The 24,751-nt window shown below is 72.5% G+C and carries 21 protein-coding genes; 6 read left to right on the top strand and 15 right to left on the bottom strand.

Going from position 1 to position 24,751, the window contains the following annotated elements; genetic code table 11:
* Positions 1-47: 47 nt before the first annotated feature.
* The 3 genes from ACZ66S_RS19035 to pdhA (ACZ66S_RS19025) are packed head-to-tail and all read right to left on the bottom strand — an operon-like array spanning position 48 to position 3,671.
* Positions 48-1,514: a dihydrolipoamide acetyltransferase family protein gene (locus ACZ66S_RS19035; RefSeq protein ID WP_469902665.1), complete on the bottom strand. Its 1,467-nt coding sequence runs from the start codon at positions 1,512-1,514 to the stop codon at positions 48-50.
* A gap of 10 nt (positions 1,515-1,524) precedes the next feature.
* Complete coding sequence (locus tag ACZ66S_RS19030; protein ID WP_469902664.1) at positions 1,525-2,520, bottom strand: alpha-ketoacid dehydrogenase subunit beta; 996 nt, start codon at positions 2,518-2,520, stop codon at positions 1,525-1,527.
* Between the two features lie 2 nt (positions 2,521-2,522).
* The gene (gene pdhA, locus ACZ66S_RS19025) at positions 2,523-3,671 is read right to left on the bottom strand and encodes a pyruvate dehydrogenase (acetyl-transferring) E1 component subunit alpha (protein ID WP_037707068.1); all 1,149 of its coding nucleotides are present in this window, start codon (positions 3,669-3,671) and stop codon (positions 2,523-2,525) included.
* Positions 3,672-4,260: 589 nt separating this feature from the next.
* Here pdhA (ACZ66S_RS19025) and ACZ66S_RS19020 point away from each other — a divergent pair.
* Positions 4,261-5,502, top strand: coding sequence for a phosphotransferase (locus ACZ66S_RS19020; protein ID WP_469902663.1), 1,242 nt, complete (start codon positions 4,261-4,263; stop codon positions 5,500-5,502).
* Between the two features lie 97 nt (positions 5,503-5,599).
* On the opposite strand, the gene ACZ66S_RS19015 is transcribed toward ACZ66S_RS19020, so the two are convergent.
* Together ACZ66S_RS19015 and ACZ66S_RS19010 are read right to left on the bottom strand one after the other, a co-directional pair.
* Positions 5,600-7,168 (bottom strand): protein kinase domain-containing protein, encoded by a 1,569-nt coding sequence (locus ACZ66S_RS19015; protein ID WP_469902662.1) that lies wholly within the window; start codon positions 7,166-7,168, stop codon positions 5,600-5,602.
* A gap of 475 nt (positions 7,169-7,643) precedes the next feature.
* Entirely contained in the window at positions 7,644-8,186 is a 543-nt protein-coding gene (locus tag ACZ66S_RS19010; RefSeq protein ID WP_469902661.1) for a bacterial proteasome activator family protein, read from the bottom strand.
* Positions 8,187-8,322: 136 nt separating this feature from the next.
* Between ACZ66S_RS19010 and ACZ66S_RS19005 the strand changes: the two genes are divergently transcribed.
* The gene (locus ACZ66S_RS19005; RefSeq protein ID WP_469902660.1) at positions 8,323-9,066 is read left to right on the top strand and encodes a hypothetical protein; all 744 of its coding nucleotides are present in this window, start codon (positions 8,323-8,325) and stop codon (positions 9,064-9,066) included.
* Positions 9,067-9,082: 16 nt separating this feature from the next.
* On the opposite strand, the gene ACZ66S_RS19000 is transcribed toward ACZ66S_RS19005, so the two are convergent.
* Positions 9,083-10,063 carry an NAD(P)H-quinone oxidoreductase gene (locus ACZ66S_RS19000; protein WP_469902659.1) on the bottom strand — a complete coding sequence of 327 codons (981 nt, stop codon included), beginning with the start codon at positions 10,061-10,063 and terminating at the stop codon, positions 9,083-9,085.
* 165 nt (positions 10,064-10,228) lie between these two features.
* Between ACZ66S_RS19000 and ACZ66S_RS18995 the strand changes: the two genes are divergently transcribed.
* Together ACZ66S_RS18995 and ACZ66S_RS18990 are read left to right on the top strand one after the other, a co-directional pair.
* The gene (locus ACZ66S_RS18995; RefSeq protein ID WP_469902658.1) at positions 10,229-11,278 is read left to right on the top strand and encodes an ATP-binding cassette domain-containing protein; all 1,050 of its coding nucleotides are present in this window, start codon (positions 10,229-10,231) and stop codon (positions 11,276-11,278) included.
* Positions 11,275-12,123, top strand: a complete 849-nt coding sequence (locus tag ACZ66S_RS18990; RefSeq protein WP_469902657.1) for an ABC transporter permease — start codon at positions 11,275-11,277, stop codon at positions 12,121-12,123. The genes ACZ66S_RS18995 and ACZ66S_RS18990 overlap by 4 nt, the downstream gene beginning before the upstream one ends.
* On the opposite strand, the gene ACZ66S_RS18985 is transcribed toward ACZ66S_RS18990, so the two are convergent.
* The 6 genes from ACZ66S_RS18985 to pdhA (ACZ66S_RS18960) all read right to left on the bottom strand — a co-directional run bounded on the left by ACZ66S_RS18985 (position 12,124) and on the right by pdhA (ACZ66S_RS18960) (position 19,205).
* Positions 12,124-13,239 carry a potassium channel family protein gene (locus ACZ66S_RS18985; protein WP_469902656.1) on the bottom strand — a complete coding sequence of 372 codons (1,116 nt, stop codon included), beginning with the start codon at positions 13,237-13,239 and terminating at the stop codon, positions 12,124-12,126.
* Positions 13,227-14,600: a molybdopterin molybdotransferase MoeA gene (locus ACZ66S_RS18980; protein ID WP_469902655.1), complete on the bottom strand. Its 1,374-nt coding sequence runs from the start codon at positions 14,598-14,600 to the stop codon at positions 13,227-13,229. The genes ACZ66S_RS18985 and ACZ66S_RS18980 overlap by 13 nt, the downstream gene beginning before the upstream one ends.
* Complete coding sequence (locus ACZ66S_RS18975; RefSeq protein WP_469902654.1) at positions 14,597-15,511, bottom strand: NTP transferase domain-containing protein; 915 nt, start codon at positions 15,509-15,511, stop codon at positions 14,597-14,599. The genes ACZ66S_RS18980 and ACZ66S_RS18975 overlap by 4 nt, the downstream gene beginning before the upstream one ends.
* A gap of 171 nt (positions 15,512-15,682) precedes the next feature.
* A complete protein-coding gene (locus tag ACZ66S_RS18970; RefSeq protein WP_469902653.1) occupies positions 15,683-17,059 on the bottom strand; it encodes a dihydrolipoamide acetyltransferase family protein in 1,377 nt (458 codons plus the stop codon).
* The gene (locus ACZ66S_RS18965) at positions 17,059-18,063 is read right to left on the bottom strand and encodes an alpha-ketoacid dehydrogenase subunit beta (RefSeq protein WP_469902652.1); all 1,005 of its coding nucleotides are present in this window, start codon (positions 18,061-18,063) and stop codon (positions 17,059-17,061) included. The genes ACZ66S_RS18970 and ACZ66S_RS18965 overlap by 1 nt, the downstream gene beginning before the upstream one ends.
* Complete coding sequence (pdhA, locus tag ACZ66S_RS18960) at positions 18,060-19,205, bottom strand: pyruvate dehydrogenase (acetyl-transferring) E1 component subunit alpha (RefSeq protein WP_469902651.1); 1,146 nt, start codon at positions 19,203-19,205, stop codon at positions 18,060-18,062. The genes ACZ66S_RS18965 and pdhA (ACZ66S_RS18960) overlap by 4 nt, the downstream gene beginning before the upstream one ends.
* Before the next feature lie 175 nt (positions 19,206-19,380).
* Here pdhA (ACZ66S_RS18960) and ACZ66S_RS18955 point away from each other — a divergent pair, with 175 nt between their 5' ends.
* Positions 19,381-19,881: an Lrp/AsnC family transcriptional regulator gene (locus ACZ66S_RS18955; protein WP_373413200.1), complete on the top strand. Its 501-nt coding sequence runs from the start codon at positions 19,381-19,383 to the stop codon at positions 19,879-19,881.
* Between the two features lie 2 nt (positions 19,882-19,883).
* Here the strand turns inward: ACZ66S_RS18955 and ACZ66S_RS18950 are convergent, their stop codons facing one another.
* The gene (locus ACZ66S_RS18950; RefSeq protein WP_469902650.1) at positions 19,884-20,474 is read right to left on the bottom strand and encodes a TetR/AcrR family transcriptional regulator; all 591 of its coding nucleotides are present in this window, start codon (positions 20,472-20,474) and stop codon (positions 19,884-19,886) included.
* Positions 20,471-21,988, bottom strand: coding sequence for a 3-hydroxyacyl-CoA dehydrogenase (locus ACZ66S_RS18945; protein WP_469902649.1), 1,518 nt, complete (start codon positions 21,986-21,988; stop codon positions 20,471-20,473). Before ACZ66S_RS18945 ends, ACZ66S_RS18950 begins: the two co-directional genes overlap by 4 nt.
* A gap of 160 nt (positions 21,989-22,148) precedes the next feature.
* Between ACZ66S_RS18945 and paaN the strand changes: the two genes are divergently transcribed.
* Entirely contained in the window at positions 22,149-23,840 is a 1,692-nt protein-coding gene (gene paaN, locus ACZ66S_RS18940) for a phenylacetic acid degradation protein PaaN (protein ID WP_469902648.1), read from the top strand.
* Here the strand turns inward: paaN and ACZ66S_RS18935 are convergent.
* Positions 23,837-24,583 carry a TrmH family RNA methyltransferase gene (locus ACZ66S_RS18935; RefSeq protein ID WP_469902647.1) on the bottom strand — a complete coding sequence of 249 codons (747 nt, stop codon included), beginning with the start codon at positions 24,581-24,583 and terminating at the stop codon, positions 23,837-23,839. The two genes, paaN and ACZ66S_RS18935, sit on opposite strands and share 4 nt — an antisense overlap.
* Between the last annotated feature and the right edge of the window lie 168 nt (positions 24,584-24,751).

Below are 24,751 nucleotides of genomic sequence, written 5' to 3'. Positions count from 1 at the left end.
TTGCGGCCGTCCCTCCACCCTGTGACAACCCCGTCCCTGGGGACAGGTCACGCCCAGGTGATGAGTTTCTTCGGCTGTTCCAGGATCGCCGCCACGTCGGCGAGGACCTTCGAGCCCAACTCCCCGTCGATCAGGCGGTGGTCGAAGCTGAGAGCCAGGGTGGTGACCTGGCGGGGCTTGACCTTGCCCTTGTGGACCCAGGGCTGGAGCTTGATCGCGCCGACCGCGAGGATCGCGGACTCGCCGGGGGGCAGGATCGGGGTGCCGGTGTCGACGCCGAAGACTCCGACGTTGGTGATGGTCACCGTGCCGCCCTGCATGGCGGTGGGGCTGGTGCGGCCCTCCTTGGCGGTGGACACCAGTTCGCCCAGGTCCTGGGCGAGTTGGGGCAGGGTCTTGGCGTGGGCGTCCTTGATGTTCGGGACGATCAGACCGCGCGGGGTGGCCGCCGCGATGCCCAGGTTGACGTAGTGCTTGAGCACGATCTCCTGGTTCGCCTCGTCCCAGGAGGCGTTGATGTCGGGGTTCCGTTTGATCGCGACCAGCAGGGCCTTGGCGATCAGCAGGAGCGGGTTGACCCGCAGCCCCGCGAACTCCTTGTCCTGCTTGAGCTCCTCGACCAGCTTGAGGGTGCGGGTGACGTCCACCGTCACGAACTCGGTGACGTGCGGGGCGGTGAACGCGGAACCGACCATCGCCTGGGCGGTGGCCTTGCGCACGCCCTTGACCGGGACACGGGTCTCGCGGGCCGCGTCGTAGGAGGCGGCGGGGGCCGCCGGGACCTGGACCGGCGCCGTGGCCTGCGCGGCCGGGGCCTGCTCCAGGGCTGCCGGGGCCTCGGCCGGGGTGGCCGCCGCGTGGACGTCCTCGCGGGTGATGATGCCGTCCGGGCCGGAGGGGACCACCGTGGTGAGGTCGACGCCCAGGTCCTTGGCCAGCTTGCGCACCGGGGGCTTGGCCAGCGGGCGGGACTGCCCGGTGACGGCCGGCGCGGACGCCTGCGGGGCCGGGGCCGCGGGGGCCGGGCCGTGGCCGTTCAGCTCCGTCTGGATGGCCACCGAGGCCTGCTGGAGCGGCAGTTCGGGGCCCTTGCGGGGGCGCCGCTTGGTGGAGGAGGCGGCCACGCCGTAGCCGACCAGGACCGGCTGCCGGCCGGTGCCCTCCGGCTTGGGCTCGGGATCGGCGGGAGCTTCCGGAGCCACCGCGGCCTCAGGAGTCGCGGCGGGGCTCTGTTCGGCCGCGGGGGCGCTGCCGCCGCTCACGTCGATCGCGATGATCGCCGTGCCCACGTCCACCGTGGTGCCCTCGGGAAAGCGCAGGTCGCGCACCACGCCGTCGTACGGGATGGGCAGTTCGACGGCCGCCTTGGCCGTCTCCACCTCGCACACCACCTGTCCGTCGGTGACCGTGTCGCCCACCTGGACGTACCACTTGAGGATCTCCGCCTCGGTCAGGCCCTCGCCCACGTCGGGCATCTTGAACTCGCGTACGGACGCGTCCGTCATCGTCGTCACGGCCCTCTCCTCAGTACGCCAGAGCGCGGTCGACGGCATCCAGCACCCGGTCCAGGCTGGGCAGGTACTCCTCTTCCAGACGCGCCGGCGGATAGGGGGCGTGGTAGCCGCCCACCCGCAGCACCGGCGCCTCCAGGTGGTAGAAGCACCGCTCGGTGATCCGCGCGGCGATCTCCGCGCCGGAACCGAAGAACACCGGCGCCTCGTGCACCACCACCAGCCGCCGCGTCTTCTGAACCGACGCCTGGATCGCGTCGAAGTCCAGCGGCGAGACCGACCGCAGGTCCAGCACCTCCAGGTTCTTGCCCTCCTCGGCGGCCGCGTCGGCGACCTCCTTGCAGAGCTTGACCATCGGGCCGTAGGCGACGAGCGTCAGATCGGTGCCCTCGCGGACCACCTGCGCCTTGTGCAGCGGTCCGGGGATCGCCTCGGTGTTGACCTCGCCCTTGTCCCAGTAACGCCGCTTGGGCTCGAAGAAGATCACCGGGTCGTCGCTCTGGATGGCCTGCTGCATCATCCAGTACGCGTCCGACGCGTTGGACGGCGAGACCACCTTCAGGCCCGCCACGTGCGCGAACAGCGACTCCGGGGACTCCGAGTGGTGCTCCACCGCGCCGATGCCGCCGCCGTAGGGGATGCGCACCACGACGGGCATCTTGACCTTGCCCAGCGAGCGGGCATGCATCTTCGCGAGCTGGGTGACGATCTGGTCGTAGGCCGGGAACACGAACCCGTCGAACTGGATCTCCACCACCGGCCGGTAGCCGCGCAGCGCCAGGCCGATCGCGGTGCCGACGATGCCGGACTCCGCGAGCGGGGTGTCGATGACCCGGTCCTCGCCGAAGTCCTTCTGCAGTCCGTCGGTCACCCGGAACACGCCGCCGAGCTTGCCGACGTCCTCGCCCATGACGAGGACCTTCGGGTCGGTCTCCAGGGCACGCCTGAGCGATTCGTTGATCGCCTTGGCCAGAGCCATGTTCTTGGACGTCACAGTCTCCGCTGCCATGATCAGGCCCCTTCCCCATCCGCGAACGACGCCTGGTAGGCGGCGAAACCGGCCCGCTCCTCGTCCACCAGCGCATGCCCGTCCGCATACGCGTGCTCGAAGATGGCGAAACGGTCCGGGTCCGGCATCGCCCGGACCGCCTCACGCACTCGCCTTCCCAACGCCTCGGACTCGGTCTCCAGTTCCGCGAAGAATCCCTCGTCCGCGTGGTTTGCGGCCTCCAGGTACCGGCGCAGGCGCAGGATCGGGTCCTTCGCCTCCCACGCCTCGCGCTCCTCGTCGGCCCGGTACTTGCTCGGGTCGTCGGAGGTGGTGTGGGCGCCCATCCGGTAGGTGTACGCCTCGACGAGCGTCGGGCCCTCACCCGCGCGGGCCCGCTCCAGCGCCCACTTGGTGACCGCCAGGGACGCGAGCACGTCGTTGCCGTCGACCCGCACGCCCGGGAAGCCGAAGCCCTGCGCGCGCTGGTAGAGCGGGACGCGGGTCTGCTTCTCGGTCGGCTCGGAGATGGCCCACTGGTTGTTCTGGCAGAAGAACACGACCGGGGCGTTGTAGACCGCGGAGAAGGTGAACGATTCGGCCACGTCGCCCTGGCTGGAGGCGCCGTCGCCGAAGTAGGCGATGACCGCGGAGTCGGCGCCGTCCTTGGCGACACCCATCGCGTAGCCCGTGGCGTGCAGCGTCTGGGAGCCGATGACGATCGTGTAGAGGTGGAAGTTGTTGCTGTTCGGGTCCCAGCCGCCGTTGTTCACACCCCGGAACATGCCGAGCAGGTTGGTCGGGTCGACCCCGCGGCACCAGGCCACGCCGTGCTCGCGGTAGGTCGGGAAGACGTAGTCGTCGTCGCGCAGCGCGCGGCCCGATCCGATCTGGGCGGCCTCCTGGCCGAGCAGGGAGGCCCACAGGCCCAGTTCGCCCTGGCGCTGGAGGGAGGTGGCCTCGGCGTCGAAGCGGCGGGTGAGCACCATGTCGCGGTAGAGGCCGCGAAGCTCTTCGGGGGTGATGTCGGCGACGTACTTGTCGTACTCGGCGTTCTTGACGCGCTTGCCCTCGGGCGTCAGAAGCTGAACCAGTTCGGGCTTGGTGCTCGGGGACTTCCTCGTCCCGGCGCTGCGTCGCGGCTTGCGCGCGGCAGTGCTCTCCACGGTCACGTGTGCTCCTCCGTCGGTCCGGCCCCCGGGGTTGCCGGGTGTACCAGTGCGGCTCACCTGTTCCGACACCCGCGCACGGGGTGGGTGCCACTCGGCCGGAACAGGCGTGACAGGTGCCCCGGCGAGCGCCCTGCAAGAATCACGTTACCCAGTGCTCCACATTTCTGTGAAACCCCCTTTGACCTGCGATTTTGCTTGGATTTCCAAGTAAATCGGAAAAGGGCCGAAGGGGCGCTGGTCACAGCCTTGCAGGAGGCCGGAGCAACGGCACGTTATCCCGTCTACCCAGGTCACCGGAAGACTTATCGGCTGCGACTTGCCGAGCGGACGAAGAAGGAGAAATGGGGGTGTTTCGCGGAAACGGCCATCGAGGCGCCGGTGCGCATTCCGGCCACGGCGCCCATCGCGACCCTGGTCGCCGACGACGCTCGTCCCCGCCGCGGAGGGCCTCCCATGACGTCCCCTGACCGAAGGAGACCGAGCGCGACTTACTGTGGCAGTCTGTGACTGCCTGTGACAACGCCCAGCTCACGGCCCTGATTCGTGCCCTAGCATCTGGCGCGTGCCGCGCTCTCCTGTACCACCCCTCATGCCTCACGCGCCCCCGCTGGGCGCCCTCCTCCGCCAGTACGCCGCCGGCTCCGCGCTCGCCTGCGATCCCGTCGACCAGGGCCTCCTCAACCGCGGCTACCGGCTCCGTACGACCCGCGGCCGCTACTTCCTCAAGCACCATTTCGACCCCGAGACGGCCGCCCCCGAGGCGATCGCCCGCCAGCACCGCGCCACCCAGCGCCTCGCCGCCCTCGGGGTCCCGGTCGCTCCGCCCCTCCCCGCGCACGACGGCCGCACGGTCGCCGTCGTCGGCGGCCACGCCTACGCCCTGCACCCCTGGATCGAGGGCCGCCACCGCCACGGCGCCCAGCTCACGCCCGAGCAGTGCGGCCGTCTCGGGGCACTGCTGGGCGTGGTCCACGCGAGCCTGGAACGGGTGATGCCGTCGCAGGGGTGGGAGCGGGTTGTGCCGTCGCAGGAACAGGAGCGGGTGACGCTCTCACAAGGGCGGGAGCGGGCGGAGAAGGGTGCGCGGGCAGGCGGGGGCGCGCGAACCGGCGAAAGCGCCCCTGACGCCGGGTCGCACCCGCCGGTCGGGCGCGCTCCGGCGCCGCGTCACGCCCCCGCGCGGGCCGGCGGCGCCCGGGCGGACCGGCCGCCCGACGGTCACCCGGCCGCCGCGACCACGGCACCCGACCGGGACCCCGTCGACACCGGTGCCGACCCCGCCGCCACGTTCGCCCTCATCGACGACCTCCTCGCGCGCGTGCGCAGGCACCGGCCCGCCGACTCCTTCGACGAGCTCGCCCGGCACCGGCTCCTGGAACGGCGGGCCCTGCTCGAACAGCACGTGGGCCGGCGGCCCCCGCACGGCGGACCGGTCGGCTGGGTGCACGGGGACTTCCACCCCTTCAACCTGCTCTACCGGGGCGACGCCCCCGCCGCGATCGTCGACTGGGACCGGCTCGGCGTGAAGCCCCGCGCCGAGGAGGCCGTACGCGCCGCCGCGATCTTCTTCGTACGGCCGGCCGGGACTCTCGACCTGCCGAAGGTGCGGGCGTACGCGCGCGCGTACCGGCGTACGGCGGGTGCCACGCCCTCGGAGCTCGCGGCGGCCGTGCACCGCGTGTGGTGGGAGCGGCTCAACGACTTCTGGATGCTGCGCTGGCACTACGAACGCGGCGACACCCGCGCGGATCCCCAGTTCCCGGCGGCCTCGGCACTGGTGGTGTGGTGGACGCGGGAGTACGACGCGGTGTGCGACGCGTTCGTGGGCTGACGCCGGGGCCCCGGAAACGGCACGCGCGCGTGGCGCCCGTTCCCGGGGCCACGCGCGCGTGAAGCGTCACGGATGGGTGTGCGGTGTCACCGCCGGGTCAGGAGTCGCCGCCCTCGCCGCCGCCGTCCGAGCCGCCGACCAGGTTGCCGGTCGGCTCCCCGGTGTCCGTGGGCTCGGCGGTGTCCGTGGGCTCCGCCGTGTCGGACGGCTCCGTCGCCGTCTCGGACGGCTGGGTGGCCGAGGGGGACGGCGTGTAGGAGGGGGTGTACGACGGGGTCCAGGACGGCGTGTAGCCGGTGTTGCCCGAGCTGCCGCTGTCGTCCGTGGAGGTGTCGGTCTCCTCGCTCGTCGCGTCGTCGCTCGGCGTCTCGCTGGCCGTCTGGTCGTCGGTGCTCTTCGAGGTGGTCGGCGACACGGAGGTGCCGGTGCCGCCGCTGCTCCCGCCGTCGTCGCCGCCGTTGAGCGCGAGGGCCACGCCCGCCGCGACGGCGATCACCGCGAGGACGGCGAGGATCCACAGCTTGCCGCGGCCGCTGCCCCGGTTGCCGTGTCCCTCGAAGCCGCCCTCGTCCCCGCCGCCGTATCCGGAGGGCAGGATCGGCTGCGGGATCTGGGTGGTGCCGGAGGTGGCGCCGGGGTGCGCCAGCACGCTGGTGCTCGCGAAACCCGCGGCGGGCGTACCGCGGCCGTCGTGGGCCGTCACCGGGCCGGTGTTCCAGGTGCCGGTGTGGCCGCCCTGGTCGTACAGCATCTGCAGGCCGTACTGGACAAGCCCGCGCATCTCCTCGGCCGTCTGGAAACGGTCGTCGGGCTCCTTGGCGAGCGAGCGCATGACCAGGCCGTCGAGCTCCGGCGGGACGGCGTCGGAGACCTGCGACGGAGGCGTCGGGATGTCCTGGACGTGCTGGTAGACGACGGAGAGCGGGGTCTCGCCGGTGAACGGCGGGCGCAGCGCGAGGAGTTCGTACAGCAGGCAGCCCGTCGCGTACAGGTCGGAGCGGTGGTCGACGGCCTTGCCGAGGGCCTGCTCCGGGGAGAGGTACTGCGGGGTGCCCATGACCATGCCGGTCTGCGTCATCGTGGTGGACGCGCCGTGCAGGGCGCGGGCGATGCCGAAGTCCATCACCTTGACGGCGCCGTTGTGCGTGATGATCACGTTGGCGGGCTTGATGTCGCGGTGCACGATGCCGTGCTGGTGCGAGTAGGCGAGCGCCTCCAGGACCCCGGAGACGATGATCAGGGCCTGCTCGGGTCCGGGCGCCTCGGCGTTGAGGAGCAGATCGCGGATCGTCCGTCCCTCGACGATCTCCATGACGATGTACGGCACCGACTGGCCGCCCACGAAGTCCTCGCCGGAGTCGTACACGGCGACGATCGCGTGGTGGTTGAGTCCGGCCACGGACTGGGCCTCACGCGTGAAGCGGGCCTTGGAGGTCGGGTCCTCGGCGAGGTCGGCGCGCAGCAGCTTGACCGCCACGGTCCGGCCGAGCCGTACGTCCTCGGCCGCGAACACCTCGGCCATTCCGCCCCGGCCGAGTCTGCGGGTCAGCCGGTATCGGCCGTCGCCCACCAGTCCGCCGTTACCCCACAGCTCCGGCGCATCTGACATTCCGCCGCCAGTCGCCTCGGGGTCGGACGGGCCCTGAGCGCGCTGCTGCTGTGCCATCGGTCCTCGCCGTCGTTTCTGCCCGCGGTGCGCGCGGTGTTGTTACGGTCTCCGTCGGCCACGCTACAGCCTTCGCGCAAGCCTCCGGTCCGGGATGAGCCCGGGGGCCGGCCCGGGACGGACCGGCCATCAAACCCGCATTACGTCTCGGCGTGCAAATTCTGTGTACCGGCCGTACGGCCGCTGTAACGCCCGCGCGACCTTTCTTTCGCGTACGGACACGGAACGGGCACTTCCCGAACGCGCCGCACCCGCCGGTGCGGGCCCATCCGGAACGGGCTCCGTGGCCAAGGTCACGCCCGCGGACACCCAGGTCGGCGGCCGGGCGGGGGCCGCGGCGGAGAAGAACCCGAACGAGCGTTTCCCACCGGCGACTTCCGGCGGCGACCTCTTGCGGCGATCTGCGGCGGCGACCTGCCGAGGACGACACGAAGGGCCCGGCAGCGTCGGCTGCCGGGCCCTTCTACGTCAGGGGTTACAGGTACGGTCCGCCCGAGCGGCCGCCCGCGCGCGGGTCGACGCCGTCCTCCTGGCCGCCGACACCCGGCGGGAGGGCACGGCGCATCTGCTCGAGCTGGGCCCGCGCGGCCATCTGCTGGGCGAACAGGGTGGTCTGGATGCCGTGGAAGAGGCCCTCCAGCCAGCCCACCAACTGGGCCTGCGCGATGCGCAGTTCCGCGTCGCTCGGGGTCGCCTCCTCGTTGAAGGGCAGCGAGAGGCGCTCCAGCTCCTCCACGAGCTCCGGGGCGAGCCCGTCCTCCAGCTCCTTCACCGAGCTGTGGTGGATCTCCTTGAGCCGGGCCCGGCTGGCCTCGTCGAGAGGAGCCGCACGCACCTCCTCGAGCAACTGCTTGATCATGCTGCCGATCCGCATGACCTTCGCGGGCTGCTCGACCATCTCCGTGACCGGGACCTCGCGGGACTCGTCGTCACCCCCGCCGCCCAGTGCCATCCCGTCCTGGCCCACGACCAGGATCTGGGGACTTTCCGGCGAACCTTCGTTCCTCGGCATCTCCATGCCGCCATTCTCTCGCACCCGTACACCTCACCACTGAGGTGCCCCCGGTGTGGGGTGATCCACCGCTCCCGGAGCAGATCGCTCCCATGGCGCCATCCGGAATGCCGGTCCTGTTGCGTGATGCCAGTCTTGTCCCGTGACTCTCTGGCTGCGCGCTACGGTGCTCGCGATCGTGGTGGGCGCGAGCGCGACCGTCCTGCCGCAGGCCGGCCCGGCCTACGGCACCGAACTGACGCCGCGCGTCCCCGCGAGCGCCCCCGACCGGCGGCCGGCGGACCCGGTGTCCTTCGACGGCCCCCTGCGCGGGGTCGTGCGCACCCCGGCCGCCGCCACCCGGTCCCCGGTCTCGGCACCGGCCCACCCGTCACCGGCGAGGACCCCCGGGTCGTACGCCACCGGGCTTCCGTCGCGGCCCGCCCCGGGCCCGTCGGCGGCCCCCTCCGACGGCCCGCGGCGCCCGACGTCGGCGCACGGACCGCGGGACCCCGCCTCCCCGTCCGCGGTCCGCTCGCACTCCTCGCGCGGCCACGGCCCGGAACGGGCCTCGCCCTCGCCCACGCTCGCGCCCTCCCCCTCGGCCGCCACCCCCTCGCGCGCCGGGAGCCGTGCGGGCGAGGGGCGGGAGCGGCCGGGCCGGCGCGAGGCTCCTCCGACGGAGGAGGCGCAGAGCACGGACGTCGGGGGGACCGACGCCGGGGACGACGACCTCGCCGCCGTGTCGGAGCCGCCCCCGCAGACCGCCGCGGCACGGCCCACCCGCGCCGCCGAACGGCCGGTGGCCGGGCCCAGGGTGTTCATCCTGCCGCTCGGCACCGGGCTGGTGCTGGTCGGCGTGGGCCTCGGCCTCGGCCTGTTCGCGCTGCGGCTGCGGCGCGGGTAGGGCCGTACCGGAGGATCTACGGCGTGACCAGCAGGACCTTGCCGATGTGGCCGCTCTCCTCGACGACCCGGTGCGCGCCGGCCGCGTCGCTCATCGGCAGCTCGCGGTCGACCACGGGACGGATGTGCCCGGCGTCCAGCAGGGGCCACACGTGCTCGCGTACGGCGGCCACGATCGCCGTCTTCTCGTCCAGCGGCCGCGCCCGCAGCGAGGTGGCGCTGATCGCGGCACGCTTGTTCAGCAACGTGGCGATGTTCAGCTCGCCCTTGACGCCGCCCTGCATACCGATGATCGCGAGCCGTCCGTTGACGGCGAGGGCCTTGATGTTGCGGTCGAGGTACTTCGCGCCCATGTTGTCGAGGATGACGTCGGCGCCCGCCCCGTCGGTGGCCTTGCCGACCTCCTCGACGAAGTCCTGTTCCCGGTAGTTGATCAGGATGTCCGCGCCGAGCTCGGCGCAGCGCTCCAGCTTCTCCGGCGTGCCCGCGGTCACCGCGACCCTGGCGCCCACGGCCTTGGCGAGCTGGATCGCCATGGTGCCGATGCCGCTGGAACCGCCGTGCACCAGCAGGGTCTCGCCGGGGCGCAGGTGGGCGACCATGAAGACGTTCGACCAGACCGTGCAGACCACCTCGGGCAGCGCGGCCGCCCGCTTCAGGTCGACGCCCTTGGGCACGGGCAGCAACTGCCCGGCCGGCACGGCGACCTTCTCGGCGTAGCCGCCGCCCGCGAGCAGTGCGCACACCTCGTCGCCGACGGCCCAGCCGGAGACACCGGGGCCGATCTCGGCGATCCGTCCGGAGCACTCCAGGCCGGGGTAGGGGGAGGCGCCGGGCGGGGGGTTGTAGAAGCCCTGCCGTTGCAGGATGTCGGCGCGGTTGACGGCTCCGGCCACCACCTCGACCAGCACCTCGCCCTCGCCGGCCACGGCATCCGGCACCTCGCTCCAGACCAGCGCCTCGGGTCCACCGGGTTCGGGAATCGTGATCGCATACATGCGCCCGACGCTACTCCTGGTGCTCCGCCCGTCCTCGGTCCCCGGTCCCACGGGTTCTCCGTCCTTGGACCGGACTCCTGAAATTCGCTGTGCGGCACCGATGAGTTTGCGCGACGGTAAAGGTCTCCCCATGCGTAGCCCCAGCACGCGGAAGGAACCCCGCCCATGAGCCAGCACACGTCAGCCCTGGCGATCGAGACCGCGGGCCTCGTGAAGACGTTCGGCGAGACCAGGGCCGTCGACGGAGTCGACCTCGCGGTGCCGGCCGGCACGGTCTACGGCGTCCTCGGCCCGAACGGCGCCGGCAAGACCACCACCGTGAAGATGCTCGCCACCCTGCTGCGGCCCGACGGCGGCCAGGCCCACGTCTTCGGACACGACGTCGTCCGCGAGGCCGACGAGGTCCGCGGCCGGGTCAGCCTCACCGGCCAGTACGCCTCCGTCGACGAGGACCTCACCGGCGCCGAGAACCTGGTGCTGCTCGGCCGTCTCCTCGGCCACCACAAGAAGGCGGCACGCGAGCGTGCCGGGCAGCTCCTGGAGGCGTTCGGTCTCGCGGACGCGGCCGGGAAGCAGGTCAAGCACTACTCCGGCGGCATGCGGCGCCGTATCGACATCGCCGCGTCCATCCTCAACACGCCCGAGCTGCTCTTCCTCGACGAGCCCACCACCGGTCTCGACCCGCGCAGCCGCAACCAGGTCTGGGACATCGTGCGCGCCGTCGTCGCCCAGGGCACCACCGTGCTGCTGACCACGCAGTACCTGGACGAGGCCGACCAGCTCGCCTCCCGGATCGCCGTCATCGACCGGGGCCGGGTGATCGCCGAGGGCACCAAGGGCGAGCTGAAGGCCTCCGTGGGCGCCGGGACCGTCCATCTGCGCCTGCGGGACGCCGGACAGCGGCCGGAGGCGGCGGAGATCCTGCGGCGGGCCCTGGACGCCCGGGTGCAGCTCGAACCCGACTCGGTCGCGCTGACGGCCCGGCTCGCCACGGCAGCCGGCGACACGGCCGCCGAACAGGCCTCCCGCGCCCTGGCCGAACTGGCCCGCACCGGCATCACCGTCGACAACTTCTCGCTCGGCCAGCCCAGTCTGGACGAGGTGTTCCTCGCCCTCACCGGGCACGACACGCACGAGGCCCGCGAGTCCGGCGATGCCGGCGACTCCCGCAGGTCCAGTGACTCCCGCGACGACAAGGACGAGGTGGCGGCATGAGCACCGCGACACAGACCGAGACCCAGGATCTCGCCCCCGTCAGCGCCGAGTCGCTGGCCGCGCTGCTGGTCACCGGGGAGCGGCCGCCGCGCCCGAGCGCGCTGTCGGCCTCGCTGACCTTCGGCTGGCGGGCGGTCCTCAAGATCAAGCACGTGCCGGAGCAGCTCTTCGACGTCACCGCGTTCCCGATCATGATGGTGCTGATGTACACGTACCTCTTCGGGGGCGCCCTGGCCGGGTCCCCGGAGGAGTACATCCAGTTCCTGCTGCCGGGCATCCTGGTGATGTCGGTCGTGATGATCACGATGTACACCGGGGTCTCCGTCAACACCGACATCGAGAAGGGCGTCTTCGACCGCTTCCGCTCGCTGCCCATCTGGCGGCCCTCGACGATGGTCGGCTATCTGCTCGGTGACGCGCTGCGCTACACGATCGCGTCCGTCGTGATGCTCACCGTCGGCATGATCCTCGGCTACCGCGCGGAGGGCGGGGTCGGCGGTGTCGTCGCCGGGATCGTGCTCCTGGTCGTCTTCTCGTTCGCGTTCTCGTGGATCTGGACGATGTTCGGGCTGCTGCTGCGCACCGAGAAGTCGGTGATGGGCGTCAGCATGATGGTGATCTTCCCGCTGACCTTCCTGTCCAACGTCTTCGTCGACCCGAAGACCATGCCGGGCTGGCTCCAGGCCTTCGTCAACAACAGCCCGATCACCCATCTGTCCTCGGCCGTGCGGGAACTGATGGCGGGTGACTGGCCCGCCGACGAGATCGCCTGGTCGCTGGGGTGGGCGGGCCTGTTCGTCGCGGTCTTCGGACCGGTCACCATGCGGCTCTACAACCGCAAGTGATCAGGTCGAGGGCATCGGGGGCAGCGGACGGGCGTCGGGTGCCACCTGGGTGCCCGGCGTCGCCCGCACGATGGTGATCAGCCGGTCCGTCAGCTCCAGCGTCCCCACGGCCGGATCGTCGTAGCCGAGCACCCGGTGCCCGCGCAGAACGCTCACCACGAGGTCCTCCGTCTCCCTCGGCCCTCTGCCCACCTCGGCCTTTATGACGGGCCGTTCGACGATGTCGAGGCCGCTGCCCTGCTGGATGAGGTCCTCCATGACCATGCCGGCGGCGGGGCTGAGCACCGACAGGCCGAGGAGCCGGCCGGCCGCGCTGGCGCTGGTGATGACGGCGTCGGCACCGGACTGCTTGAGCAGCGGCGCGTTCTCCTCCTCGCGCACGGCGGCCACGATCTTGGCGCCCTTGTTGAGCTGTCGGGCCGTCAGCGTCACCAGGACCGCGGTGTCGTCGCGCTGGGTGGCGATGATGATCTTCCGCGCCTTGTGCACCTCGGCGCGCTTGAGCACCTCGCTGCGGGTGGCGTCCCCGGCGATCCCGGCGTAGCCGTCGGCGGTCGCGGCGTCGATCGCCTTGGCGCTGGGGTCGACCACGACGACCTGTTCCTTCTTCAGCCCCGTCGCGCAGACGGTCTGGATCGCGGACCGGCCCTTGGTGCCGAAACCGATGACGACGGTGTGGTCGCGCAAGGTGGACCTCCAGCGGTTGAGTCGCCACTCCTCCCGGGTGCGTTCGGTGAGAACCTCGAGCGTCGTGCCGACCAGGATGATCAGGAACAGCACGCGCAGGGGCGTGATGACGAAGATGTTGGTGAGCCGGGCGGCGTCGCTGACCGGGGCGATGTCGCCGTACCCGGTGGTGGAGAGGGTGACGGTCGCGTAGTACCAGGCGTCGAGGAAGTCGACGGACTGGTCCGAGCTGTCGTTGTAGCCGTCGTGGTCCGCGTAGACGATCAGGGCGGTCGCCGCCAGGACCAGCAAGGCCATCAGCACCCGCTTGGCGACCTGGCGGAACGGATGCTCCACCACCTTGCGCGGCAACTTCACCTTGTGGGTCACGAGATGCTCGTCCGCCTGGCGGGCGATCGCGTCATGGCCCGGAAGTTTCACGTGAAACACACCCCGATTCCGGCGGACGCCCAAGGCAGATCGAGCAGTTCGGCCTCCTGCCCCGGCCGGGTGCCCCCGGGCGGTACGACGGCGAGGGCGTCGGCGGCCGCGATGCCCCGCAGCATGGCCGGGCCGTTGTAGTGCAGCGGGATCGCGCTGTCCCCGCGCAGGACGACCGGGACCAGCCGGGTGTCGTACGGGTGACCGTGGGCCTCGTCCCTCAGCGGCAGGGTGTACGGCTCCGGGGCCGGGCGGGCGGCCAGGGTGCGCAGCAGCGGTTCGGCGAGCGTGAGCAGGCCGGAGACGGCGGCGAGGGGGTTGCCCGGCAGGCCGACGAGGTGCTGGTTCTCCTTGGTGCGGGCCAGCAGCATGGGATGGCCGGGGCGCACCTTGACCCCGTCGACCAGGAGTTCGGCGCCGATACGGCCGAGGATGGGGTGGACGTGGTCCACGGGCCCGGCCGCGGTGCCGCCGGTCGTGACGATCACGTCGGCCTCGGATCTGGTGACCGCCTTGTGCAGGGCCGCGGCGGAGTCGCCGAGCCGGCGGACGGCGGTGACCTCGGCGCCGAGCGCGCGCAGCCAGGGCGGGAGCATCGGGCCGAGGGCGTCCCGGATCAGTCCGTCGCGCGGGGTGCCCTCGGTCAGCAACTCGTCGCCGAGGACGAGGACTTCGACGCGGGGGCGGGGGACGACGGCGAGGGTGTCGTACCCGGCGGCCGCGGCCAGGCCGAGGACGGCCGGGGTGGCGAGGGTGCCGGGCGGCAGGAGCTGGTCGCCGGTGCGGCACTCCTGAGCGCGCGGGCGGATGTCCTGACCGTGCACGACCTCCCGGGTGGCGTGCAGCCGGCCCTTCTCGTCGGTCTGCCCGTGCTCGCTGCGCAGGACGGCGGTGGTGTCCGGGGGGACACGCGCGCCGGTGGCGATCCGGGCCGCCTCGCCGTCGGTGAGGGGCGCGGGCTCGGCGTGGCCGGCGAGCACGCCCTCGTCCCGTACGGCCCAGGGGCCGGGCCCCGCGACCGCCCAGCCGTCCATGGCCGAGGTGTCGAAGGAGGGGAGGTCGGTGAGGGCGTCGAGCGGGGCGGCCAGGGTGAGACCGAGGGCGTCGTCGAGCCGTACGGAGACGGGGGCGCGGCCCGCGGCGCGGGTGACCGTGCGGGCGGTCCTGGCTGCGGCGGCCCGGGCCTCGGGCCAGGGCGTCGCCCGGTGGTGGGCGTCCGGCCTGGCTCCCGGGCCGGAGCCCTGGGGCGGGGGCGCGGACGGGCGAGGGTCCCCGGGGTGCCCGGTGCCGTTGTCTTCTCTCACCAGGGCCAGCGCCTCCTCGACGTCGAGGTCGTCGGCGTCCCCGGCGCGCACGGACCGGGCGGTCATCCGGCGTCCGGGCGGGTGCCCGAGGCGCCGTCGGGCGTGGTCTCCCCTTCGGCCTCCTCCGCCCAGCGCAGGGCGAGGGCCGCGGCTTTGCGGGAGGCCTCGGCGACCGCCTCGGGACCGCCGCCCGCCTTCGCGGCGGCATAGCCGACGAGGAAGGTGGTCAGCGGTGCCGCGGGCCTGGCCACGCCGTGCGCGGCGTCACGGGCGAGGTCGAGCAGCACGCCGGTGTCGACGTCGAGGTCGATCCCCAGCTCGTCCTTGACTGCGGAAATCCATTCATCCAACACGTGCCCATGCTCCCTGATGCGTGCCCTGGCGGTGGCGATGTCGTCCCAGGTGTCGCAGTCGAAGGCCGCGACGGGATCGGGGACTCGGGTGAGGTCGAGCGCGGCGGTCAGCCGGCGCAGGGGAAGGCCGGCGAGCGTGCCGTGCTCCTTCGTGAGCGCGGCGAGCTCCTGGCGCAGTGAGGGGGTGCGGTACGCGGCGACCAGCGGCTGGTCGCGGTTGTCGCCGTCGGTGAGCAGCACGCCGTCGGCGCCGCCCGTGCGCAGCACCGTCAACAGCAGTCGGGCGGTGCCCTCCTGGAGGAAGGGCAGGTCGGCGGAGAGCACCAGGACGTGCCGCGCCGTGGTGTGCCGCAGGCCGGCGTCCAGGGCGGCCAGCGGACCGCCGCCGGGCGGGTCCTCGCGGGCCCAGGTCACCGGCCGGGCGGTCGGGCGGGGGTCGGCGACGACGACGGTGGTGGCCGCGTCGGCGCAGGCCGCGAGGACGCGGTCGAGCAGCGCGCGGCCGCCCACCCGCACACCGGGCTTGTCGGCGCCGCCGAGCCGCCGGGCGGCACCCCCGGCGAGCACGACCACGTCGTACACAGAACCGGCGTCTGGGTCGCGCGGGGGCTCGTACGAGGTCACCCCCTGAGTATGCGTGCCGTCGCGATCACAGGGAACGTGCGGCGCCGGGATCTCGTTGTGCGGGTCTCCCGGTCACCGGGTGCGCAGCCGGTGAGCGGGGCTCGCGCTCACAGGTGCGCAGCCGGTGCGGGGCTCGCGCTCACAGGGTGCGCGCCGATACGGGTCTCCCGGTCACAGGGTGCGCAGCAGCACCGCCGGTTGTTCCACGCAGTCCGCCACGTACCGCAGGAAGCCGCCCGCGGTGCCGCCGTCGCACACCCGGTGGTCGAAGGTGAGCGAGAGCTGGACGACCTGGCGCACCGCCAGCTCGCCCTCGTGCACCCACGGCTTGGGGATGATGCGGCCGACGCCGAGCATGGCCGCCTCGGGGTGGTTGATGATCGGCGTCGAGCCGTCGACACCGAACACGCCGTAGTTGTTCAGCGTGAAGGTGCCGCCCGTGAGGTCGGCGGGGGTGAGGGTGCCGGTGCGGGCCGCCTCGGTCAGGCGGGCGAACTCGGCGGTCAGCGACTCGGCGTCCCGCGTGTGCGCGTCCTTCACGACCGGTACGACCAGTCCCCGTTCGGTCTGCGCGGCGAAGCCCAGGTGCACGGCGTCCAGTCGCACGATCTCCCTGGCCGCCGTGTCCACCGTCGAGTTGAGCTCGGGGAAGCGGGCGAGGGCGGCGGTGCAGATCCGGGCGAGCAGCGCCAGCAGGGAGATCTTCGGTCCGCCGGCGGCGTTCATCGCGCTGCGCGCGCGCATGAGTTCCGTCGCGTCGGCGTCCACCCAGCAGGTGGCGTCGGGGATCTCGCTCCGGCTGCGGGACAGCTTGTCGGCGACCGCGCCCCGGACGCCCTTGAGGGGGACACGGGTCCCGGTGGACGGGGTGGCCGGGGTCGCCGCAGGGGTCTGCGGGGCGACGGAGGGGGCCGGTGCAGTGGTGGCTGAGGCCGGTGCCGGTGCCGTGGCGGCGGAGGCCGGTGCCGGTGTCGTGGCGGCCGGGCGTGCCTGGGTGGCGGCGGCGCGCAGCGCGTACTCGACGTCGGCCCGGAGGATCAGTCCGTCGGGGCCGGAACCGGTCAGCTCCCTGAGGTCGAGGCCGTTCTCGCGGGCGAGGCGGCGGACCAGCGGGGAGATCACGGGGACGGGTCCCTCGACCACCTCGGGAGCCGCCGTCCGGCCGTTCACCGGCACGGTGACCTGCTGCTCGCGGCGGACCCTGCGCCTGCGCGCGGGTGCCTCGGAAGTGCCGTACCCGACGAGGACGTTCCCCGAGCCCCCGGCACTGCCGTCGGCGTCGGCGTCGGACGCGGACGCCGGGGCTCCCACCGCGACCGTGATGAGCGGTGACCCCACCGGGAGTTCACTGCCCTCCTCGCCGAAGCGGGCGGTGACGACACCGGCGTAGGGGCAGGGGACGTCGACCATCGCCTTGGCCGTCTCGACCTCGACGACCGGCTGGTCGACCGCGACGACGTCGCCGACCTCCACCAGCCAGCGGACGATCTCCGCCTCGGTCAGGCCCTCGCCGAGATCCGGCAGCCTGAACTCCAGGACCTGCGCCATCAGCTCTCCGCCTCCCATTGCAGACGCCCGACGGCGTCCAGGATCCGGTCCACGCCGGGCAGGTGGTGACGCTCCAGCATCGGCGGCGGATAGGGGATGTCGAACCCGGCCACGCGCAGCACCGGCGCCTCCAGATGGTGGAAGCAGCGCTCCGTGACCCTGGCCGCGATCTCCCCGCCCGGTCCGCCGAACCCGCCCGACTCGTGCACGACGACCGCTCGTCCGGTCCGCCGTACCGAGGCCGCGACCGTGTCGTCGTCGAAGGGCACCAGTGAGCGCAGGTCGACGACTTCGAGGTCCCACCCCTCCTCCCGCGCGGCCTCGGCGGCTTCGAGGCACACGGGTACGGACGGCCCGTACGTGATGAGTGTGGCGCTCCGGCCGGGGCGCCGCACCACCGCGCGGCCTATCGGTTCAACGGTCTGCGGGTCGTCCGGGTTCCAGGAGTCCTTCGACCAGTACAGCCGCTTGGGCTCCAGGACGACGACCGGGTCGTCGGAGGCGATGGCGGCGCGCAGCAGTCCGTAGGCGTCGGCGACGGTGGCGGGCGTGACGACGTGGAGCCCCGGGGTCGCCATGTAGTAGGCCTCGGAGGAGTCGCTGTGGTGCTCGACGCCGCCGATGCCGCCGCCGTAGGGGACCCGGATGGTGATCGGGAGCGGCATCGCCCCGCGGGTGCGGTTGCGCATCTTCGCCACATGGCTGATGAGCTGTTCGAACGCCGGGTACGCGAAGGCGTCGAACTGCATCTCCACGACCGGCCGCAGTCCGTACATCGCCATGCCGACGGCCGTGCCGAGGATGCCCGCCTCGGCGAGCGGGGTGTCCGTGCAGCGGTCCTCGCCGAACTCCTCGGCCAGTCCGTCGGTGACGCGGAAGACACCGCCGAGAGTGCCGACGTCCTCCCCCATCACGTGCACGGTGGGGTCGGCCGCCATCGCGTCGCGCAGCGCGCGCGTGAGGGCCTGCGCCATGGTGGCGGGCTTGAGGGCGACGGTGGTCATCGGTGCGTCCCCCCGCGGGTGTCGTGCTCGGCCTCGAGCTCGGCGCGCAACTGGGCCTGCTGCTCGCGCAGTTGCGGGGTGGGCTCGGCGTAGACGTGGGCGAACAGGTCCATGGGGTCGAGGACCGGGTCCTGGTTCATGCGCTCGCGCAGCCCGGCGGCGAAGTCCTCGGCGTCCTGGCGCACGTCGTCGATGGCGGCCTCGTCGAGCAGGCCGCGCTCGGTCAGTTCGTGCTCCAGGAGGGCGATCGGGTCGTGTCCGCGCCAGGTCTCGACCTCGGCGTCGCCGCGGTAGCGGGTCGCGTCGTCGGCGTTGGTGTGGGCGTCCACGCGGTAGGTGATCGCCTCCACCAGGGTGGGTCCGCCGCCCGCGCGGGCGTGCTGTACGGCGGCGGTGAGGACCTCGTGCACGGCGGCGGCGTCGTTGCCGTCGACCAGGCGCCCGGGCATGCCGTAGCCGACGGCCTTGTGGGCCAGCGACGGGGCCGCGGTCTGCTTGTCGAGCGGGACGGAGATCGCGAAGCCGTTGTTCTGGACCAGGAAGACGACCGGGGCCTGCCAGACGGCGGCGAAGTTCAGCGCCTCGTGGAAGTCGCCCTCGCTGGTGCCGCCGTCGCCGACCATGGCGAGCGCGACCACGTCGTCGCCCTTGAGACGGGCGGCGTGCGCGAGACCCACCGCGTGCGGGAGCTGGGTGGCCAGGGGGGTGCACAGGGGGGCCACCCGGTGCTCGCGCGGGTCGTAGCCGGTGTGCCAGTCGCCGCGCAGGAGGGTGAGCGCCTGGACGGGGTCGACGCCCCGGGCGACGGCGGCGAGGGTGTCGCGGTAGCTGGGGAAGAGCCAGTCGCGGTCCTGGAGGGCCAGCGCGGCCGCGACCTCGCAGGCCTCCTGGCCGGTGCTGGAGGGGTACACGGCGAGACGGCCCTGCTTGGTCAGGGCGGTGGCCTGGGTGTTGTAGCGGCGGCCGCGGACCAGCTCGGCGTAGAGCCGGCGCAGCAGGGCCGGGTCGGCCTTCGCGGCCGCCTCGGTGCCGAGGACGCGATGGGGCTCCGCGTCGGGCAGCAGGGGCGCGGGGTCCGTGCGGGGCTGCCAGGCGGGCGGCGGCGATGGCCGGTACGCGCCCCGCTGCTCCATGACCGTCATGACGGCACCTCCTCGTGGGAGACGGCTTCGGGCGCACCACGGGTGTGAGGCGCCTCACCTACCGATTGTTCGGTCGTCGGCACATTTTGGCTACAGGCCCCCTCAGGCTGTGGACAAACGGTTCTCCACAGCCTGAGATGGACGCAGTACGTCCATGGTAGGGAGGCGGGGGGACATGGCACCTGAACAAATGGCCGAAGGCGCGGAGGGCGGCACCCCCCTTCCACCCCCGCGTCCGCTCGACGCCATCGATCAGGACATCCTCCAGATGCTCCAGGCGGACGGCCGCGCGTCGATACGGTCGGTCGCCGAACGGGTCCACGTCTCCCGGGCCAACGCCTACGCGCGGATCAACCGGCTCGTCGAGGACGGCGTCATCCGCGGCTTCGGCGCCCGCGTCAACCACGAGCGCGCGGGGCAGGGCACCTCGGCCTACATCACCCTGAAGATCGTCCAGAACTCCTGGCGCACGGTCCGCGAGCAGCTCAGACAGCTTCCCGGGGCCTCGCACATCGCGCTGGTCGGCGGCGACTTCGACGTCCTGCTGCTGGTCCACACCCCGGACAACAGGTCCCTGCGCGAGCTGGTCCTCACCCGCCTCCAGGCGATCCCGGAGGTCCTGAGCACGCGCACCCTCCTGGTCTTCGAGGAGGAGGACCTGGAACCGCAGGGCTGAGGTCACGACGCCCGGCGCAGGCCCCCGAAGATCAACTGGGCCACCGCGTCCGCCACTTCGCGTTCGTTCATCCCGCGGCCGTCCGGGCGGTACCACTCCACGATGGAGTTGATCATCCCGAAGACGAGGCGGGTCGCGAGGCGCACCTCCACGTCACCGCGCACGTCGCCGTCCGCGGCCGCCGCCTTCAGGAGCTCGGCGACCCGGTGGTCGAAGTCGCGGCGCCGTTCCAGGGCCCACCGCTCGGTGCCGGTGTTGCCGCGGACGCGCAGCAGCAGGGTCACGTACGGCAGCTCGGCGATGAGCACCTCGACCATGCGCCGCACCACGTACTCCAGGCGCTCGCTGGCGCGGCCCACGCGCGCGTGCTCCTCGTCGAGGATGCCGAAGAGGCCGTCCAGGGCCCGGCTGACGGCCCGGCGCAGGAGTTCCTCCTTGCCGGCCACGTGGTGGTAGATCGACGACTTGGAGATGCCCGCCGCCTTGGAGAGGTGCTCCATGGAGGTGCCGTCGTAGCCGCGCTCGTTGAAGACCTGGACGGCGACGGAGAGCAGCGTCTCCGGGGTGTACGTGTCGCGCTTGGCGCTCGTCATGAGGTGCTGCCCTCCCGCTTGTCGGAGGCGTAAGCGTGCCGGTACAGCGCGAGCGAGGGTGCGTACCGGCCGGACGGGTCGCGCAGGTGCAGGTCGTCGAGGAGGGCGTAGGCCCAGTTGCGGCCGAGCCTGCGGCTCCACTCGAAGGGACCCAGGGGGTAGTTCACCCCGAGCCGCATGGCGGTGTCGATGTCCTCCTGGGTGGCCACGCCCTTGGCGACGGCGTCGTGCGCCAGGTCGACGATCCGGGCCACCGTGCGGGCGACGATCATGCCGGGCACGTCCCCGATGACGCTGACGTCCTTGCCAAGCGCCTGGAAGAGCCCGACAGCCTCGGCGAGCGTCTGCTGCGAGGTGTCCTGGGAGGCGGAGAGCGCGATGCGGGTGGCCCTGCGGTAGTCGAGCGCGAGGTCGAAGTAGACGACGTCCCGGAACTCCACCGAGGTCTGTCCGTCGGCCAGCGCGAGCTGCCCGCCGCTCGGCAGGACCATGCGGGTGCCGTGGTCCTCCTCGTCCTCGCGGACCTGGATGCCCGCCTCGCGGATCAGCGCGGGCAGTTCCGACGCGGGGCCCAGATCGCCCTCGACGACGACGTAGGCGGGTGCCTGGGCCGGCTCCGCGGTGTGCGGCTCGTCGCGCTCGGCGCCGTCCGTGTAGTCGTACCAGCCCCGCCCGCTCTTGCGGCCGAGCCGGCCCGACTCGACCAGGCGCTGCTGGGCCAGGGAGGGCGTGAAGCGCACGTCCTGGAAGAAGGCGCGCCACACGGAGTGCGTCACGGACTCGTTGACGTCCTGGCCGATCAGGTCGGTCAGTTCGAACGCGCCCATCTTGAAGCCGCCGCACTCGCGCAGGACCGCGTCGATGGTGGCGGGCTCGGCGCCCTGGGCCTCGTGGACCGCGAACGCCTCGGCGTAGAAGGGCCGCGCGATGCGGTTGACGATGAAACCGGGGGTGTCGGCGCAGGCGACCGGCGTCTTGCCCCAGGCGCGAGCCGTCTCGTACGCGCGCGTGGCCGAGGAGACGTCGGTGGCGAACCCGGAGACGACCTCGACCAGCGGCAGCAGCGGCGCGGGGTTGAAGAAGTGCAGGCCCACGAAGCGGCCCGGGTGGCGAAGGGCGCCGGCGATGGCCGTCACCGACAGGGAGGAGGTGTTGGTGGCGAGCAGGCAGTCCTCGCCCACCACGTCCTCCAGCTCCCCGAAGAGCTGCTGCTTGACGTCGAGCCGTTCCAGGACGGCCTCGACGACCAGGGTGCAGTCCGCGAGGTCGGTGAGGTGCTCGGCGGCCGTGAGACGGGCGCGCGCGGCGTCCCGGTCGGCCGCGGTGAGCCGGTCCTTCTCGACGAGCCGGTCCAGCCGGGCGCCGATCACGTCGGCCGCCTCCCGGGCCCGGCCGGGGACGGAGTCGTAGAGCCGCACCGGGTGCCCGGCGACCAGCGCGACCTGGGCGATGCCCTGGCCCATGGTGCCGGTGCCGACGACGGCCACGGGGCTGCTGAGGTCGAGTCCTGTCATGTGCGCGATCCTCCCGCACGGGGTTTTCCACAGATGCGGCGGACCCCCTTGTCCCGACCGATCGTTCGGTTACTCTAACTCTGACCGCCTGTTCCTGCCCATGTTTCTGCCCAGGTCATGAGCTCGACGAAGAGTTCGAAAGACGAGGAGTTGGTCCCGCATGGCCGCCGAACTGACCGCCCACAAGCTCATCGCCCAGCACCGGCCCACCCTCGACCAGGCGCTCGAAGCGATCCGCACCCGCGCGTACTGGTCCCCGCACCCGGAGCACCCCAAGGCCTACGGCGAGGGCGACAGCCTGGACATGGCGGCGGGCAAGGCCGCCTTCGACGCCCTGCTCGGCACCCGGCTCGACCTCGGCCAGCCCGGCACGGACGGCTTCGTGGGCGGCGAGGTCTCGCCGTACGGCATCGAGCTGGGCGTCGAGTACCCGCACGCGGACGTGGACGTGCTGCTGCCCGCGATGAAGGCGGGCCAGAAGGCGTGGCGGGACGCGGGCGCGGAGATGCGCGCGGTGGTGTGCCTGGAGATCATCAAGCGGATCAGCGACCGGACCCACGAGTTCGCGCACGCGGTCATGCACACCAGCGGTCAGGCGTTCATGATGGCGTTCCAGGCGGGCGGCCCGCACGCGCAGGACCGCGGCCTGGAAGCGGTGGCGTACGCGTACGTGGAGCAGGTCCGCACCCCCGACACCGCGGAGTGGACCAAGCCGCAGGGCAAGCGCGACCCGCTCGCGCTCACCAAGCGGTTCACGCCGGTCCCGCGCGGGATCGGCCTGGTCATCGGCTGCAACACCTTCCCGACGTGGAACGGCTATCCGGGCCTGTTCGCCTCCCTGGCCACCGGCAACGCGGTCCTGGTCAAGCCGCACCCGCGCGCGGTGCTGCCGCTGGCGCTCACGGTCCAGGTGGCACGGGACGTCCTCGGCGAGGCCGGCTTCGACCCGAACCTGGTGGCCCTCGCCGCCGAGCGCCCCGGTGAGGGCATCGCGAAGACCCTGGCCACCCGCCCGGAGATCCGGATCATCGACTACACCGGTTCGACGGAGTTCGGCGACTGGCTGGAGACCAACGCCCGCCAGGCGCAGGTCTACACCGAGAAGGCCGGCGTCAACTCGGTGCTCGTGGAGTCGGCCGCCGACTACAAGGGGATGCTCTCCAACCTGGCGTTCTCGCTGTCCCTCTACAGCGGCCAGATGTGCACCACCCCGCAGAACCTGCTGATCCCCCGCGACGGCATCCGCACCGACGAGGGCCCCAAGACCTTCGACGAGGTGGTCGCGGACCTCGCCCGCTCGGTCGACGGCCTCCTCGGCGACGACGCCCGCGCGAACGCGCTGCTGGGCGCGATCGTCAACCCGGACGTGAAGGCACGTTTGGAGGCCGCGGCGGGGCTGGGCGAAGTCGCCCTGGCCTCGCGGGAGATCGCCAACCCGGAGTTCCCGGGCGCGGTCGTGCGCACCCCCGTCGTCGTCAAGCTGGACGGGGCCAAGCCGGACGACGAGGCCGCCTACATGAGCGAGTGCTTCGGGCCCGTCTCCTTCGCCGTCGCGGTGGACTCCGCGGGCGACGCGGTGGAGCTGCTGCGGCGCACGATCCGCGAGAAGGGCGCGATGACGGTCGGCGCGTACACCACCGACGAGGAGCTCGAGCAGGCCGTCCAGGAGGTCTGTCTGGAGGAGGCGGCGCAGTTGTCGCTGAACCTGGTCGGCGGGGTCTACGTCAACCAGACGGCCGCGTTCTCCGACTTCCACGGCTCGGGCGGCAACCCGGCCGCCAACTCCGCGCTGTGCGACGGGGCGTTCGTCGCCAACCGCTTCCGGGTGGTCGAGGTGCGCCGGGAGGCCTAGGAACCGCCGAGACTCCAGTGGTAGAGCGTCATCGCCACACTCGTCGCCAGGTTGTAGCTGGAGACCTGGGGGCGCATCGGCAGCGCCAGCAGATGATCGGCACGCGCGCGTAGTTCGGGCGACAGCCCGCTGCGCTCCGAGCCGAACGCGAGGACGGCGTCGTCCGGGAGCTTCACGCCCCGGATGTCGTCGCCCTCCGGGTCCAGGGCGAACACCGGGCCGGGCTGCAGCTCGGCGACCGTCAGACGTTCCACCGCGGTCGCGAAGTGCAGGCCGGCCCCACCGCGCACGACGGTCGGGTGCCAGGGGTCGAGCGTGCCCGTGGTGACCACACCGGTCGCCCCGAACCCCGCGGCCAGCCGGATCACGGCCCCCGCGTTGCCGAGGTTGCGGGGGTTGTCGAGGACCACGACCGGCGCGGTGCGCGGAGTGTGCGCGAGCCTCTCCAGGTGGGCGGCCCGGGACGGCCGTACGGCCAGGGCGGCGACCGCCGTGGGATGCGGGCGCGGCACGAGAGCGGTGTACACCGCCTCCGGTACCTGCGTGAGCAGCGCGTCCAGGGTGTCCCGTACGTCCGGCGCCAGCTCCTCGGCCAGGGCGAGCGCGGCGGCGCGGTCGACGGCGACCGCCACCGGGACCTCGGCCCCGAAGCGCACGGCGTGCTTGAGGGCGTGGAAGCCGTCGAGCAGCACGGAGGTGTCGGCGAGCCGGTGCCACTGGTTCACGGGATCGGGACCGGTCATGCGGGGAAGCCTACGTGGCGGGGATCGGGGTTCTCGGGGTCGCCGGGGTGGTCGCCGGGACGGGGGGCGGGGTTCTCCGGGGCGTGGGGGTTCTCCGGGGGGTCGGAGTGATCGCCGGGGCGGTTGGCGGGGGGTGAGGGGTGCGTGACGCCTGGTGCCGTCGGAGGG

It is taken from the genome of Streptomyces sp. NPDC107471, from assembly GCF_055582845.1.
Note: the sequence above shows the minus strand (reverse complement) of the source record. Positions and strands in the feature narration are given on the sequence as shown.